The following is a 15,532-nucleotide window of genomic DNA, read 5'->3' on the forward strand; positions in this document are numbered from 1 at the left end:
AGCAACGGTGTTTTTAAGCGTGTAGCCTTCAAGAAGGCTCCCCTCGTGAGGTAACTGACAGCGCATCCTCAAATTTAACTCGAGATATTGCGCTCATCAGTTGGCCTGAGCCTTACTGCTTCAGGGAAAAAGTGAACCTCGCCTTTAAGGATCCAATCTGCCGCAATCTGGCCAATGACAGGCGATAGCTGAATGCCATAACCACCTGCGCCCGCAGCTGTAATGAGACGAGGTTCAGATGAGTCGATTGGACCGATGAAGGGCCGTTTGTCGTGCGTCATTGGATATAGCCCAGCCCAACCACGTCCCAAACGTGCCCCCGGAAGGTCAGGTACGCGCTCGAGTAAGAGTTCTGCTAAGTCAATCTTGGAAGCTTCTTCACATTGATCATTATAAAGATCAGGATTTTCTGGTTCCAGTGATGCAACTTTGTGGACTTCAGCTATCAGTTCGTTGGGCTTTTCGTGGCGGAAATTTAGTCCCGTTCCTTCGCCGTTAACGAGATCCATAACCATTGGCATGGTATATGACAGTGGTTCATCAAGCTGAATGGTGATTGCCTCATGACGCTCGGGCTTAATCCGAAGTGTCTGGCCAAAAAGCTCCGCGACCTGAGGCGCCCATGCCCCCCCAGCATTCACAACCATATCGCAGTCAATCAGACCTTTGCTGGTCTGCAATCGATAACCGGATGACAACCGTTCTGCATTTTCAAGCTTACAGAACTGACGGACAACATTTCCGGATGCTTTCACTTTTTCGGCAAGCAACATGCAAAGTTCATGCGGATCGATGAAACCGTCGTCCGGTCCGAAAATGCCACCTGCCAAACCCTCAGTGCTTATATGGGGAACGAGTTCGGTAAGTTGGTCTGCTTCATAGACGCGGGATCTGAAACCGGCTTCCTGCTGCATTAAAACAGATTGAGCAAATAGTTTCATCTGTTCAGATGTTCGTGCAAGTCGAAGGTAGCCAATGCGATTTATATTCAGGCCAAATGTTTCGAATTCACGAAACTGGCGCATTGAATACTGTCGTAACTGTATCTCAAATGGATCTGTAAACTGAGTTCCAATAACGCCAACAGAACGCCCACTGGAACCCGATGCAATAGCATTCGCGTCGAGAACGGTTACGTGAGCCCCTTGTTTGGCGAGATTATATGCAGTGCACATACCGAGCGTTCCGGCACCAATTACAACCACATGTGGCGACTTTGTCATTTCTATTCCTGCTTGTCTGGGTATGAACTGGTCACGCAGCTTACCGCGCTATGACACTCGTCTTTGCGAATGCCTGCCCCATCACCCGGTACACACTACGCATGAGCCCAACGGGGGATCGAATTTTAGAGATGCGGCGCTACCTAATGCGCCGCAATATCCTTAAAAGTGTTGTCTATAGCCGCCAAAATATTGAACGCATCAGCCTCAGTCATGGGTGTCGACAATGCAAACAGGCCATAACTTGCTGAAAGTACACCACGCTGCAGAAGCCCTTTATGCAATGCATCAAGCTTCCTTCGCTGATCTGCTGAAGGATAAACCGAACGATAGTCTACAACGTCATTATCCGTAAAGTGGATCTTGAAGAGTGACCCCATACCAACACAACGGCCTGGAATATTGTATTTTTGGAGAGCTTTGTTTGTGCCTTCACGAAGCAATGCACCAATTTTATCGAGGTGCGTGAACACATCAGGTTTAAGTGCCTGCATAGCAGCAAGTCCGGCCCGCATTGTAACGGGATTTGCTGTGAAAGTGCCGCCATGCGGAAGTGCTGGTTTACCACGCGTCGGATCAAACACCGCCATAACATCTGCGCGACCACCTACTGCTCCAACAGGATAGCCACCGCCAATAATCTTTCCGAGTGCCGTCAGGTCTGGAGTTACCTCCCATAGTCCCTGCGCACCAGAATATCCGAGACGGAACGAAATCACCTCATCAAATATCACAAGAGCGCCACGTTCCCGTGCGGTTTCAGTTAGGACCTGCAGATACTCCGAACGAGCTGGAATCAAGCCTGCGCGGTTGGGCATAGGATCAATTAACACCGCAGCAATGCTCTCACCATCGGCCTTGAACACAGCTCTGAGCGCTTCTGAATCATTGAAAGGCACAGCAATCACATCAGCAAGCACACCCTTCGGCGTACCTTTTGCGTAAGCGGTTGAAACAGGCAAATCTCCCCAGTTAGAGGGAGCACTATCGAGACTGACCTCAGCAAAGTCATACGAGCCGTGGTATGCACCTTCAATCTTCACGATTTTTGGTCGACCCGTATATGCTCGTGCCGCCTTAATTGCCATCATGACGCCTTCGGTACCGGAATTGGCAAAACGGATCTGCTCGACCGACGGCAAACGTTCAACAAGGAGCTCAGCCAGTTCAATTTCGCTCAACGTTGGCGCACCGAAAGCTGTTCCTAAAGGCAACTGGTCGGCAACAGCAGCATTGGCTGCCGGCTGGGAATAGCCGTGAATCATCGCAGTGAAGTTGTTGATACAATCGTAATATTCATTTCCGTCAACATCCCACATACGGCACCCGTCACCGCGTTCTGCGTAGATAGGAAACGGATCGATGAAAACAGTCGTGCGAGTGTTTCCACCCGGCATTACTTTTTTTGCGCGGTTAAACAACTCGCGGGATTTAGGGCAATCGTCTGGATAACGTGACATGAGTGATCTTCTCAATAAAGCGCTTTATGATGCCTAGCGGGTCATGATTGTGTGGCTTTGTTCACGCATGAACTGTGGCAGGAAATAAGCTCCCAGACCACCTTTCCCACTTACGCCAGTGCCTTTCCAACCGCAGAATGGCTGCGCACCTGGCCATGCACCTGTTGTTGCACCGCTAGCGCGATTGGCATAAAGGACCCCAGCCTGAGCATTATTGAGGAAGTAGTTAAGTTCCTCCTCATCACGTGTGAAAATGCCCGCCGAAAGACCATAAGCGACGCTATTGCCTTCTGTGACACCGCTTTCCAGCGAGGTGACACCGCGCACGACAACAAATGGCATGAACAATTCATCGCGCGTCAGGTTCGAAGGACTGTGCATCTCAACAATAGCTGGACTGAAGTAGTTTTCAGGTTTGCCTTCGATCGGCTGCCCCCCGAAATGAACAATTCCCTCAGACCGGGCTTGAGCAACAGAGCTAGCAAAGCGCTTTGTCGCTGCCTCACTGTAAAGTGGGCCCATAAAAGTATCACGCTCACGCGGATCGCCAATGTTCAACTTTTCTGCAAAGGCAACACAACGCGCAATGAAATCATTCTTCACTGCATTATCAACGTAGACAACTGAACAAGCTGAACACTTCTGGCCCTGTAGTCCGAAAGCTGAGCGGACAACGCCTTGAGCTGCCCGATCCAGATCAGCATTCGCGGTCACATATGTTGGATTTTTTCCGCCCATTTCAGCGATAACTGGCTTCATCCATGGCTGTGTAGCCATATGTCGGAAAATACTCATGCCGGTGTTATGAGACCCCGTAAATGCAACGCCATCGATGTCAGGATGCTGCGAAAGGCCCTGACCGACGTCTGCCCCACCCAGCACAATACTAAAGACACCTTCAGGCAATCCGGCCTTCTGCAACGTCTCAGCGATCAACAGGCCAGTCAGTTGGCATTCCGGCGACGGCTTAAAGACCACTGTATTGCCCGTAATCAAGGCACCAGCGATCATTCCGATCGATAGGGCAAGCGGGAAGTTGAAAGGTGCGATAACCGCAAACACACCATATGGTTTGAGAACGCTTGTGGCAGTTTCAAACTCCACAAGCTCGTTCATTGAGCGGACAAACCCGTTGTTATCCCGCAATTCTGAAGGGTAGTAGTCGAGCATATCGACGGCTTCTTCCGCCTCTCCGATTGCTTCCAGACGAGATTTGCCAACCTCATAAAGTGCTGCCAACCCTAGACGATACTTTTCGTCTTCAAGCATGTCTCTCCAGCGTGCCGCGAAAGCAAGGCGCTCTTCCAGTGACGAAACTCGCCAGGAAATAGCTGCCTGCTTTGATGCAGCAATGGCGGCGTCGACATCGGCAGATGTAGACGTCGGAAACGAACCAAGCGAAATAGACGGATGAATTGGGCTCTTAACCGAATGCATTGACCCAGTCGCAAAGGGTACCTCCCATTGTCTTCCAAGCTCATTTTTTTCGAAGCCCGGCAATATTTCATCAAGGAAATCATGTACCGGGGAAAAATCCACTCCAATGTTGGAGTACGTGACACGTGGCAAGGATTGGGTCATTTTATGTTCCGATTATTGGTATTGTTACCGAATAATGGTTTTATAAAATGCTGAAAGTCAATAGTTCCACTTATCGAAATTTATTTTATTTATCGGAACTATCAATTTCTTTCATTCAAACAATGGCTTGTCCGGTTACAATAGGGTTGGAACCTCGTTTGACCCACTTGTGCACCGCTTGACAAAACCGAGCGATGAGACATAGTTCCATTTATAAAGATAATTCCCGATTTTCGGAACTTTATATTTGAGAATGAGATCGTGTGAGCGATTAAGAAGCGATCGCCATCACTCACGATCTCTCATGAAGTTAGGCAACCAATAAATCGACAAACCGGAGGGTAACATGAAAGCAAATAAGTTCACTCTATTGGGCGCACTTGTCTTGACCACGATGACTGCCACTGTTGCAGGAGCGCAAGATTGCACACCAAAGCATTCCATAGAACCAATCAAAGCTGGCGTTCTCAGCGTTGCCCTTACAAATACGCCACCTTATTCGGTCGAAGAAAACGGAGTTTCCGGAATTGATGGCCAGATCCTTCAGAAATTCGCCAAAGACAATTGCCTGACCGTAGAATACGAAATATTTAGCTATCCGGCTGCCGTTTCAGCTATTCAATCGGGGCGTGCTGATGTGGCAATAGGCGGCTTCTATCGGACTGCTGCGCGCGGCAAAGTGGTCGCGCTCAGCGATGCTGTCTACCTTGATCAGGTTGCGGTTGAATCCAAAGAAGGCTTTGAGACAATTGATCAGCTCAAAGGCAAGCGTGTCGGAACTGTCGAGGGCTATTCCTGGGTAGGAGATCTGGAAAAATTATACGACAACGTGAAAACTTATCCATCCTCTCTTAATCTGGCACAGGATGTGCAGGCTGGGCGGATCGACGCCGGGATTGAAGGTTTTGGCGCAGCAGTCAACCTAAACAAAGGTAACGATGTTCAGGTTAAATTATATCAGCCAGACCCACGAGTGGCGGCGACAACGTTGCCGACACAGACCGCCTTCCTGATGTCTCACAACAATCCAACATTTGTGGATGCCATGAACAAATCGCTTAAGAGCTATCGCGATGATGGTGTCATTGGAGAAGCACTGACAAGCTACGGCCTTCCTACATCCGCTGCGGATGTGGGTGAGAATAAAGAATACTGACAAGCTTTCAGGGCTGCGGATTCCGCAGCCCTTTCTCTCCTGCAAACTAAGTCTTCAATTTTTTGAGCGCCAATGGCAGGACGCTTAATATTGGATAATTTTGCTCATTTTCTTATTACCTTACATTGGGACAATTTACTCGCTGATTGCCGAATGCGATTATTTGTTCAATAGTAGAATCCCGTTCAATGATCTGAGTGACCAGACAATAACTTGGCCTGTAGCTAATCGCCTTATGGAACCGAGGATAGAAGATTTAACTTATGAATGACGCTGCGAACAAAGATAGCCCGCTTGAGCGCTACATAGCAATTATGGAAACAGTTGCCCCTTTCACTGATGGTCTGACCGCTGCAGAGCTTGAAACGGCGCTCGATCTTCCCAAGACAACTGTCAATCGCTTGTTACACGCTCTGATTAGCAGCGGCATGATCAGCACCAACAATTCTCGGAACCGAACTTTCAAACTTGGAGATCGGCTACTCAAACTGCTCCACACGTCACCTGATACAAGCTGGGTTGTTACATTAGCGCAAAAGCCTTTGCAGATTCTGGCGGAAAAAACCGGACAGTCTGCATTTATTTCAAAGCTGGATGGAAATGAAATTCGCTCTGTCACTTGCGTTGCTCCGGATACTCCGGTGCGAACATATGTAATGCCCGGCATGGCAATGCCGATCAATGCTACAGCGTCTGGGAAAGCTATAATGGCATTTCAATCGCCAGAACTGATCGATAAGATACTCTCTGAAAACCTGATACAATTTACAGATCAGACCAAAACCCAAGCCGCCCCTCTGCTTGAGGAATATGAATTAATCCGCTCCCGCGGTTACTCCACAGATCTTGCTGAACATGTGGCGGGACTGGGTACAATTGCAGTCCCCGTCATATTGCAACGGGCACCGATCTTATATGCAGTGGGTGTAACGGGTCCCTACCGTGCTGTTATTGAGGAGAATTTTGAAGCGCATTGTGAAGCATTGAAAGACACGGCTCATCGGCTTTCAAAGCTAATGCAGATGCGGGGCGCGGATTTGTACGATCCCTTAAACAATCATGTGGCTGATTCAGATTGAGCTTGATACTTTCCAAGCTCAACCTGACCACGAAGTGGGATCCTGCCCTTCAGCCGATTCACGTTGTCGACGAAAAGCTGCGCAACTGCAAGCGGCGCACTTGGTGCTGCAACGTGCGCAGTTAACAGAATGCCAGGTGTTGACCAAAGCTTTGAATTGGGTTGAAGAGGCTCTTGGCAAAATACATCGAGAACTGCTTTCGCTAACCAGCCATTGTTTATGGCTTTAATCAAGTCAGGTTCTACAACAGCTGAGCCCCGGCCAGCATTAACGAATACCGCAGTGCGACGAAAACACTGAAAAAGGCTTTCATTAAAGAGATTACGCGTTTCAGGGGTATCCGGAAGGAGGTTAACGACATAGTCGGACTTTCCAACCAGATCACTCATCTCATTCAAACACCCAACATAGTCAAATGAATCATAGTCGCGTATCGTTCTTGCGACACCCAATAACCTTACGCCAAAAGGTCGGAAAAAATCTGCAACTGAAGCACCAATATTACCGGCTCCAGCAATGAGCAACGTTTTACCGCTGAGCGTGCCGGGCTGCGTATCATCCCAAATACAAGCATTTTGCGACTGGTAACGCAATTGGTGCTGGCGCTCATGCGCGAGGATGTATGACAACACATACTCCGCCATCGTCTGGCCAAATACATCGACCGCGCGGCAGAAAACATAATCTTTCGGCAAATCCGGCGCGAGCAAAGCCTCAAATCCCGCCCAACTCGACTGGACAAATTCGGGCTTCATGCCAGATGATAGCAAACCAACAATCAGATCAGGCTGACCGATCCAGAAAGAACATTGACCAGCTTCGGTCAATGCATGCTCGATACTGCTCGTAGAGACAATAACCGCATCAGGTAGAAGCTCCTTGAGAGCGTCGTGATATATCTGATAATGGCTCTCTATAATGAGTATATGCATTGCTTCAACCATGTAACAGCCGTGGGTGATATCGCGGCCAAAACACCATACCTTGATAAGGTGTTGCTATCCGGCCAGGAAATATTTTGGCGCATATCTACTCCCAACGTACTTCTTGCTTTTCGGAGTAGATACAGATGCCAATTATCATTGAGCGTAATTTGGCTCTTCCTCATCGAGGATGCGACGCATTTCAGAGAAATGTGCAAAAGCCATTTCCCGATAGTCGTCCCACTCCTGGGCCGTCTTTTCGGCCAGTTCATCCGACATAATATTCAATGGTTGGTTTGTGGAATAAGCCAGCACAAGCGTCTTACATGATTTCTCAAGAAAGTAGAGCTCATCATAAGCCTCTGCCACGCTCGCCGCAGTGACGAGAATGCCATGATTTCCCATAATCATCGACTTTTTATTTCCCAGTTTTCGGACCAATCTTTGCCCTTCATGCTGATCATCAGCAATGCCACCAAACTCAATATCAATAGCTGTTCGGTTAAAGAAGCGGGCTGTATTTTGATCAATTGGCTTAATCTCAGGATCCGCCAGACTGGCTAAAGCAGTGCTATATGTCGAGTGGACGTGCAAAACGCAGCGCGCGTCAGGCCTCGCAGCATGAATACAGCCATGGATAGTCCAAGCGGACGGATCGGGAGCGTCGTCACGTTCCATAGTTGAAGGATCCTCCGCATTAAGCAATAACAAGTCAGATGCTTTGATACGCGAAAAATGGCGCCAGCGTGGGTTCATCAGGAATTGCTTGCCATCATTGGAAACCGCAACACTGAAGTGATTTGCCACACTTTCATGCCAATCATTTCGTACTGCCAATCGAAAAACTGCAGCCAGTTCTTCGCGCAATGTCTGCTCATCTTTTGAAGCCCAAGGATTACTGACCACTGGATTTGACATATTTTAAGATAACCTCGTTAAGCCATTGTGATATTTGGTTTATTTTTACCGATTATCCTAAATTGTATTCAGATATGCCTTGGCTTGGAAACGAAATATGTGCATCATGATGATGATGAAAGGTCATGATCATGCAGCACAGAATTCCCAACTTCGAATTATTGGCGACATTTCTGGCAGTCCATTCGGACGGCAATTTCTCAGTTTCTGCTCAGAGACTTAACATCACTCAATCAGCTGTAAGCCATCGCATAAAAAGGCTTGAGGAGGAGCTTGGGATTGTCCTCTTCGACCGTTCACCACACCACGTATTCGTCACAGAGGCGGGAGCCAAGCTAGCAAGCGAGATCGAGCCAGCCTTCAAAACATTGGAAACCGCATTTTCTTCTTTCAATCCTCAAGGCAAGTGTTCGCTGGAGATTGAAGTAGAGCCGGCCTTTAGCACCAAATGGCTTGCTCCCCGGCTCAAGAAATTTCTCAACGAAAATCCATCGTTGAAATTGCAGCTCAATTTGTCTGATAAGCGCCTCGAATTTTCAGGGCAAACGCAAATTGCTATTAAGTGGGGTCACCCTGAAAGTTGGCCGGAATATCAATGCGAACCATTAATGGGTCTGACGTTCACACCAATGTGCTCTCCGGAATTCGCACAAAAAAATAAGCTGTTCTCTCCTATCGATATCCTACGATGTGTATTGATACATGATCGTGATTACGACAATTGGCTGGCATGGGCACGGTTGAATAACCTCCCTTTAGAACATTTTAAATCGGGACATATTATCCGCGACACCCCATTGCTTGAGCAGACCGCAATCGAAAGCGACGGAGTTGCGCTTTACGCAATAGAATTAGCTGATGCAGCACTGCGCAGAGGCGACTTGACAGCGCCATTTCCTAAGGCAAAGTTGATGAGCAATGCGCATTATATGCTTCTGAAGCATCCAACACGGCGTCTCAGTGATGCTGGAAAATCATTTGATAAATGGATTCGCCACATAGCGCATGGAAGCGGCTGAAAGCAAGCGTTGCTGATACCTTCCATGACAATGGTCATATGGCTGGTCGCTCGTCATCTGCAAAAGCCAATCAGCAAGGCTATCATCAGTAAAGCAAGTAAAAGCTTTCCAGCATGTTGCTCAAAAAATGTAAATAGGAAGCTCTTTTTCGCTCGCGGTATGCGCAAGAGCTCACTGAGTTTCTCTGGATCATGATGCAGCATGTCAAGCTCTCAATAACGACATCGCTTCATAGAATTATGAAGACCATAAAAGGTTCGGATGCGTTGCCCCAAAAAGGGCAACGCTCTTTTAGATTTAAGTTCTTTCCAGAATAATCGCGATCCCTTGTCCGACGCCCACACACATTGCTGATAAGGAATAGCGCCCCTTTGTTTCCAGCAACTCAAGAGCGGCCGTGCCGGTTATCCGTGCTCCCGACATACCAAGTGGATGACCCAATGCTATTGCCCCGCCATTTGGATTGACGCGAGGATCATCATCACGAATGCCAAGTTCCCGCAAAGTTGCTAGGCCCTGACTGGCGAAAGCCTCATTGAGTTCAATGACATCGAGTTGATCAGCGGTCAAATCCAGTGTTGCCAGTAGCTTTTTTGCTGCCGGAGCTGGCCCGATACCCATTACTCTCGGTGGCACACCTGCCGTGGCACCGCCCGCAACGCGTGCAATAGGTGTGAGCCCATATTTTTTAACTGCCTTCTCTGATGCGATTATGAGTGCCGCTGCGCCATCATTAACGCCGGATGCGTTGCCGGCCGTGACCGTTCCACCCGTTCGGAAGGGAGCGCGAAGCCCAGCAAGAGTTTCGATTGTTGTTTCCCGAGGATGCTCGTCTTTCTCAACGATAACGGGGATTGATTTTCGTTGCGGTATAGACACAGACACAATCTCGCGTGCCAGCCGGCCATTTTTTTGCGCGACAGCTGCCTTGCGCTGGCTATTGAACGCAAATACGTCCTGATCTTCACGAGAGACATGGAAATTCTCAGCGACATTCTCACCCGTTTCAGGCATTGAATCGACGCCATATTGAGCTTTCATCATTGGATTGACAAAGCGCCAACCGATGGTTGTGTCGAAAACTTCGGGCTGACGGGAAAATGCACTTTCAGCTTTTGGCATGACAAATGGTGCTCGGCTCATGCTCTCGACACCGCCAGCTATCATTAGATCACTCTCTCCGGATTTTATAGCACGTGCAGCCGTTATGATAGCATCCATGCCGGAGCCGCAAAGGCGGTTGATGGTAGTTCCTGATATTGAGACTGGCAGCCCCGCAAGCAACAATGACATGCGGGCCACATTTCGGTTGTCTTCACCTGCCTGATTGGCACAGCCGAAAATAACATCGTCAACATCTTCCCAATCCACCGATGGATTGCGCTTCATCAATTCAGCAAGCGGGATAGCGCCCAGATCATCAGCTCTCACACTTGAAAGCGCGCCACCATAACGACCAATGGGCGTGCGGATATAATCGCAGATAAATGCTTCGCTCATGTTCATTTCTTTCAGAGTTGCGGTACGCTCAAGTCGGATACTGGTCCGTCAAGATGTAGCTGAGCACCAGTAATGGATTGAAGTTGCTCGACACTCATGCCGGCAAGCTTTTCCCGAAGTACAAAATGTCCTTTTTCAACGTCAATGACAGCATGGCTGGTATACACACGCGTGATGCAACCAACGCCCGTCAAAGGAAATGTGCATTTATCAACGAGTTTGGGTTCGCCCTTTTTGGTAAGATGCTCGGTAATAACAACCACCTGCTTGGCACCGTGAACCAGATCCATTGCTCCGCCGACAGCCGGAACACCGGAAGAACCGACGCGCCAGTTCGCCAGATCACCGTTCTGCGCAACCTGATACGCACCAAGAATAGCGACGTCCAGATGGCCGCCCCGCACCATGGCAAAACTGTCTGCATGGTGGAAGAACGATGCTCCGGGCTTTAGTGTAACAGCTTTCTTTCCGGCATTAATCAGATCCCAGTCTTCTTCGCCCGACAGTGGAGCCTCGCCAAAATTCAGTACACCATTCTCTGTATGGAATATGGCTTGCCGTCCGGATGGTTGATATCGTGCGACCATCTCCGGGAAACCTATTCCGAGATTAACATAGGCGCCATCAACGATGTCCTGTGCAGCTCGCCAGGCAATCTGAGCATTCGATAATTTGATATTTTCGTGGATATCCATCATAATCCGGTTGCTCCCGCGCGAATGAGTTCTTCTTCCTGCTGTGGCTGGGTAACCTCGACAACACTGTTCACAAAAATTCCTGGTGTGATGATGTGTTCCGGGTCAAGTTCGCCGAGCGGTACAACTTTTGAGACTTGGACAATCGTGTTTTCAGCGGCCATACACATGAGTGGATTGAAATTTCGCGACGCCATCCGATAGGTCAAGTTCCCGTGCTGGTCACCATAATGCGCCTTAATCAAAGCAAAATCGGCTTTTAACCAGCGTTCCCGTACATAGGGTCGTCCATCAAACTCGCTTATATTTTTTCCTGCAGCCAATTCCGTCCCATAGGCAGTTGGTGTGTAGAAGGCTGGGATCCCAGCTCCACCCGCACGAATGCGTTCAGCCAAAGTGCCCTGCGGCACCAACTCCAGTTCGATCTCACCTGCTAGATACTTATCAGTAAATGCTCTCGGGTCAGATGATCGTGGGAAAGAGCAGACCATTTTTCGAACCATCCTGGCATCAATCATGGCAGCGATCCCTATGCGACCATTGCCAGCATTGTTGTTGATAACAGTGAGGTCTTTGGGCCCTTTTTTGATCAATGCATGGATGAGCTCAATTGGTGCACCAGATCCCCCAAACCCTCCGATCATGACCGTTGCGCCATCCCCGATGGATGCCACTGCGGCATCAACACTGTCCAGTCGCTTATCCATTTTGCAATCTCTCCAACGCCGAAAAATACGCCTTCTGTTTTGCAAATGGATATGAGTAGCCTATCTCGACTGCAAGCAGTTTGTGCGTTATAGTCTTTTTGTTCGTTATTCGCACATTTTGAAAGGCAGTACATGACTTTGAAAGAACGCGACCTGATGGGTGGCTTAGCAAAGGGCTTAAAGGTGATAGAAGCCTTTACTGCTGATCGACCGAAATTGAGTATTTCCGAGGCCGCTGATGTCACCGGTTACGACCGGGCTACGACACGACGCTGCCTGCTAACGCTTGCTGAATTGGGATACTGCGCTTATGACGGTAAGTACTTTACCGTAACCCCCAGGATACTTCGCTTGGGGACAGGATGTCTGGCCGCGATGCCGTTGCCCCGCATCGTGCAACCCTACCTCGATCAACTTTCAGAACAGATCCATCAAAGCACCTCCGTTTCAATTCTTGATGGATCAGAAATTGTATATGTGGCGCGGGCGGCACAGCAGCGTGTGATGTCAGTGACCCTCATGCCTGGATCTCGTTTGCCCGCCTATTGCACATCTATGGGGCGCGTGCTTCTGGCAGCGCTACCTGAAGAACAAGCCAAAGACATTCTCATGGCAGGCCCCCTCCATGCACGAACGCCACGAACAGAAACATCTCCTCGCCGACTGTTGGATCAGCTTCGACATATCCGCGAACACGGTTTTGCTGCGATCGATCAGGAAGTAGAAATGGGGTTGCGATCAATTGCAGTGCCATTAACTGACTTTCGGCGAACGACAGTCGCAGCACTTAATGTGGGGTTCGCTGCAACTACTGAACCTCTGGAATGTCTGGTTCAGAAATATCTTCCTAGCCTACAGGCAATCCAAGCTGAAATCTCCGGGACACTGAGATAATCAGGACCAGAAACGAGTATCTAACTACGAAACTAATACGGCAATCGTTGGTATAAAGACGTCAGACCCATGATAAACCGCGAAATCATAATGGTAAGCGGCTGATTTAGGGCCGAAGCGAGAACTAGAGTCCGTCTCAATCTCGTTTGGCAAGAATTCGTGTCCTTATTTTCGTACTAAATTGAGGCATCCTAAAACTATAGAGGCTGAAAATATCATTACTGTCAGAACCAGTGAGGACAAGACTACATCCGCATTGAGAGATGACAGCATCGATGGGCGCCGACAAATGCTGGCTCTCGCGCGAGACGAGCCTAAAAATGGCAGGAATGTCTCGAGTTTTTTATCGATTATCAAGAGGTCGTCGAACGTGCCGCAACATAGTCTCCACGGTAACAATTGGGCGGTTACTATTGTTAGACGAAAAGATCATTAGAAAGCCACGTGAACATCGCTTTCAGTTACGCATAATTGATAATTAATTCTGTCGGTTAGTGGTCTCAATCGACTGCACCGATGGATCGGATTTTGATGGAAGACAAAACAACGCTGTATATCGGCCTCGGAATGATTTTGCTGCCGGTGCTAATCGCAATCGCGATCGGCTACGTGTTGCTCAAGCGTTCTTTTCGGAAGACCGCTCTGGCCATCGTCGTTGTTAGTGCCCTTCTCCTGGTACCTGCTTCGAAATCTCCTAGATATTCTGTAAGCTCTTAATTCAGAGAGGTGGATTCTAGCTTAACGTGCGTTATGCGGAAAAGCCTGGAATGCGCCGTTCAACTACTTCTCGTGAACGTAAATCAAGCACAGCTTACATGAACGATCCCGCCGTCGTTGCCCGACAAGAGCAAGCTTCATTAAGACAGCCTTCCGACAGATGGCAAGCCCGTAACATCCGCTAATAATACCAATTAAGCATCGTAGGGAAGCTGATACCGATCCCTTGGACCTGCGAACTCTATAGTCGCCCCCACCGAAGCGCTTTTTGCGAAAGAGCTGCCCCATCATATATCGCTACAAAGCGGCCTGAAGTCGTCAGATCCTTCGATCGCCGCCCGGCATCCTCTTCGATGCTAGGATTTTCGCGATAAGAGAAGCGACGACGTTCGGTTTCTCCGTGGCGCGACCTTGACATCGAATAATTCTTTCTTACATTCCTCCTTACCTATAGTAAGGAAGTTGTGTTATGTCGTTCTCAACCGTCACGTCGAAAGGCCAGGTCACAATTCCGATCAAGGTACGCCATGACATGGGACTGTCGGTCGGCGACCGCATTGAATTCATTCGCATGGAGGACGGCCACTATGCCGTCGTGCCAGCGTCGGGTTCGGTGAAATCGTTGAAAGGGATCGTCCCCCAGCCCAACACGCCCGTCAGCCTGGAGGACATGGACGCAGCGATTGCAAGCGAGGCTACTCGCAGGTGATAGGTATCGATACCAACGTGCTTGTGCGGTATCTGGCGCAGGACGACGAAGCCCAATCGGCTGCAGCGTCACAGATCATCGATGGCCTCACCACTGAACTGCCGGGATATATTTCCCAGGTTGTGCTGGTCGAAACCGTTTGGGTGCTTGGGCGCTCTTACAAGATGCCGCGCGCCGCTTTGGTCGAAGTGATCGAAATGCTTCTTCGCACACGCGAATTGGTCATCGAGGGCGCTGAGGTTGGTTATCTGGCGCTTGCAACCTTTCGCAACAGCAATGCAGATTTTTCTGATGCGCTTATTGCGCACGGGGGGCGGCTTGCGGGATGCCGTGAAACGGTGACCTTCGACAGGCGAGCGGTTCACGCTGCGGGAATGCAACTTTTGGAAACGTAAAAAGGGTATCGAAAAGTTTTTGAACAGTGACTGAACGCGAATAGCGCGCCTATGCGCAGACGGTCATTTCGAATGTTTAGTCATGCCATAGTGCGAACGCGTTGGATCTCGCGTGACGAAAGGATGCGTTGGTGAGTTTATGATGAGGAGGGCAGGAAATAAGATCGATCTGGCCATCCGCAGACAGAAGCCCCTGCGCCTGCCATGCTGACTTGAACCGCCCCGGTATCTTCTCACGTTTCGCCTTAGTCTGTGCGAGACTTCTATCGCATTATTGAACTCGTATGAGCTCGGTGATCTGCATACGGGACAAGTGTACGGACAAGCTTGATATAGCTGCGCAATCTATCGAACGCACATCTCTCGACTTGCCAAACTGTACCATAAGACGGCGCAGAATCGACCTGTCCAACATAAAGACAAGAGGTAGCCATATCGACGGGGTTAGGCCGCTCGTCGAGAGGTATCCTGGTTAAAGCCATCACTACGCAACCCGCCAATAGCGGGTTCCTAGGCCAAAGACGACTGATCTCCTGTCAATAGCAGCGATAGTCGA

At 49.2% G+C, this 15,532-nt stretch carries 14 protein-coding genes; 6 read left to right on the forward strand and 8 right to left on the reverse strand.

Going from position 1 to position 15,532, the window contains the following annotated elements; all coding sequences use genetic code 11:
- Positions 1-74 precede the first annotated feature (74 nt).
- The 3 genes from KMS41_22640 to KMS41_22650 all read right to left on the reverse strand — a co-directional run bounded on the left by KMS41_22640 (position 75) and on the right by KMS41_22650 (position 4,264).
- Positions 75-1,223 (reverse strand): FAD-binding oxidoreductase, encoded by a 1,149-nt coding sequence (locus tag KMS41_22640; protein ID QWK80529.1) that lies wholly within the window; start codon positions 1,221-1,223, stop codon positions 75-77.
- 143 nt (positions 1,224-1,366) lie between these two features.
- A complete protein-coding gene (locus tag KMS41_22645) occupies positions 1,367-2,683 on the reverse strand; it encodes an aspartate aminotransferase family protein (GenBank protein ID QWK80530.1) in 1,317 nt (438 codons plus the stop codon).
- 33 nt (positions 2,684-2,716) lie between these two features.
- Positions 2,717-4,264 carry an aldehyde dehydrogenase family protein gene (locus KMS41_22650; protein ID QWK80531.1) on the reverse strand — a complete coding sequence of 516 codons (1,548 nt, stop codon included), beginning with the start codon at positions 4,262-4,264 and terminating at the stop codon, positions 2,717-2,719.
- Between the two features lie 346 nt (positions 4,265-4,610).
- On the opposite strand from KMS41_22650, the gene KMS41_22655 reads away from it, so the two are divergent.
- On the forward strand, positions 4,611-5,420 hold the full coding sequence (locus tag KMS41_22655) for a transporter substrate-binding domain-containing protein (protein QWK80532.1): 810 nt from the start codon (positions 4,611-4,613) through the stop codon (positions 5,418-5,420).
- A 263-nt stretch (positions 5,421-5,683) separates the two neighbouring features.
- Positions 5,684-6,499: an IclR family transcriptional regulator gene (locus tag KMS41_22660; GenBank protein ID QWK80533.1), complete on the forward strand. Its 816-nt coding sequence runs from the start codon at positions 5,684-5,686 to the stop codon at positions 6,497-6,499.
- On the opposite strand, the gene KMS41_22665 is transcribed toward KMS41_22660, so the two are convergent.
- Together KMS41_22665 and KMS41_22670 are read right to left on the reverse strand one after the other, a co-directional pair.
- Positions 6,478-7,443 carry a D-2-hydroxyacid dehydrogenase gene (locus KMS41_22665; GenBank protein ID QWK80534.1) on the reverse strand — a complete coding sequence of 322 codons (966 nt, stop codon included), beginning with the start codon at positions 7,441-7,443 and terminating at the stop codon, positions 6,478-6,480. The genes KMS41_22660 and KMS41_22665 overlap by 22 nt on opposite strands.
- 135 nt (positions 7,444-7,578) lie before the next feature.
- Entirely contained in the window at positions 7,579-8,340 is a 762-nt protein-coding gene (locus KMS41_22670; protein QWK80535.1) for a class II aldolase and adducin N-terminal domain-containing protein, read from the reverse strand.
- A gap of 125 nt (positions 8,341-8,465) precedes the next feature.
- Between KMS41_22670 and KMS41_22675 the strand changes: the two genes are divergently transcribed.
- A complete protein-coding gene (locus KMS41_22675) occupies positions 8,466-9,359 on the forward strand; it encodes a LysR family transcriptional regulator (GenBank protein ID QWK80536.1) in 894 nt (297 codons plus the stop codon).
- 297 nt (positions 9,360-9,656) lie between these two features.
- On the opposite strand, the gene pcaF is transcribed toward KMS41_22675, so the two are convergent.
- From pcaF to KMS41_22690, 3 genes are read right to left on the reverse strand one after another with little or no spacing between them, the layout of a single operon-like run.
- Entirely contained in the window at positions 9,657-10,859 is a 1,203-nt protein-coding gene (gene pcaF, locus KMS41_22680; protein ID QWK80537.1) for a 3-oxoadipyl-CoA thiolase, read from the reverse strand.
- An 11-nt stretch (positions 10,860-10,870) separates the two neighbouring features.
- A complete protein-coding gene (locus tag KMS41_22685) occupies positions 10,871-11,560 on the reverse strand; it encodes a 3-oxoacid CoA-transferase subunit B (GenBank protein QWK81186.1) in 690 nt (229 codons plus the stop codon).
- A complete protein-coding gene (locus tag KMS41_22690; protein QWK80538.1) occupies positions 11,554-12,261 on the reverse strand; it encodes a 3-oxoacid CoA-transferase subunit A in 708 nt (235 codons plus the stop codon). The genes KMS41_22685 and KMS41_22690 overlap by 7 nt, the downstream gene beginning before the upstream one ends.
- Positions 12,262-12,393: 132 nt before the next feature.
- Here KMS41_22690 and KMS41_22695 point away from each other — a divergent pair, with 132 nt between their 5' ends.
- The 3 genes from KMS41_22695 (at position 12,394) to KMS41_22705 (ending at position 14,976) form a co-directional block, all read left to right on the forward strand.
- Positions 12,394-13,155: a helix-turn-helix domain-containing protein gene (locus tag KMS41_22695; GenBank protein ID QWK80539.1), complete on the forward strand. Its 762-nt coding sequence runs from the start codon at positions 12,394-12,396 to the stop codon at positions 13,153-13,155.
- 1,186 nt (positions 13,156-14,341) lie between these two features.
- Positions 14,342-14,581 carry an AbrB/MazE/SpoVT family DNA-binding domain-containing protein gene (locus KMS41_22700; GenBank protein QWK80540.1) on the forward strand — a complete coding sequence of 80 codons (240 nt, stop codon included), beginning with the start codon at positions 14,342-14,344 and terminating at the stop codon, positions 14,579-14,581.
- Entirely contained in the window at positions 14,578-14,976 is a 399-nt protein-coding gene (locus KMS41_22705; GenBank protein ID QWK80541.1) for a PIN domain-containing protein, read from the forward strand. The genes KMS41_22700 and KMS41_22705 overlap by 4 nt, the downstream gene beginning before the upstream one ends.
- Positions 14,977-15,532: the final 556 nt, after the last annotated feature.

The organism is Ochrobactrum sp. BTU1, from assembly GCA_018798825.1.
Lineage (GTDB): Bacteria > Pseudomonadota > Alphaproteobacteria > Rhizobiales > Rhizobiaceae > Brucella.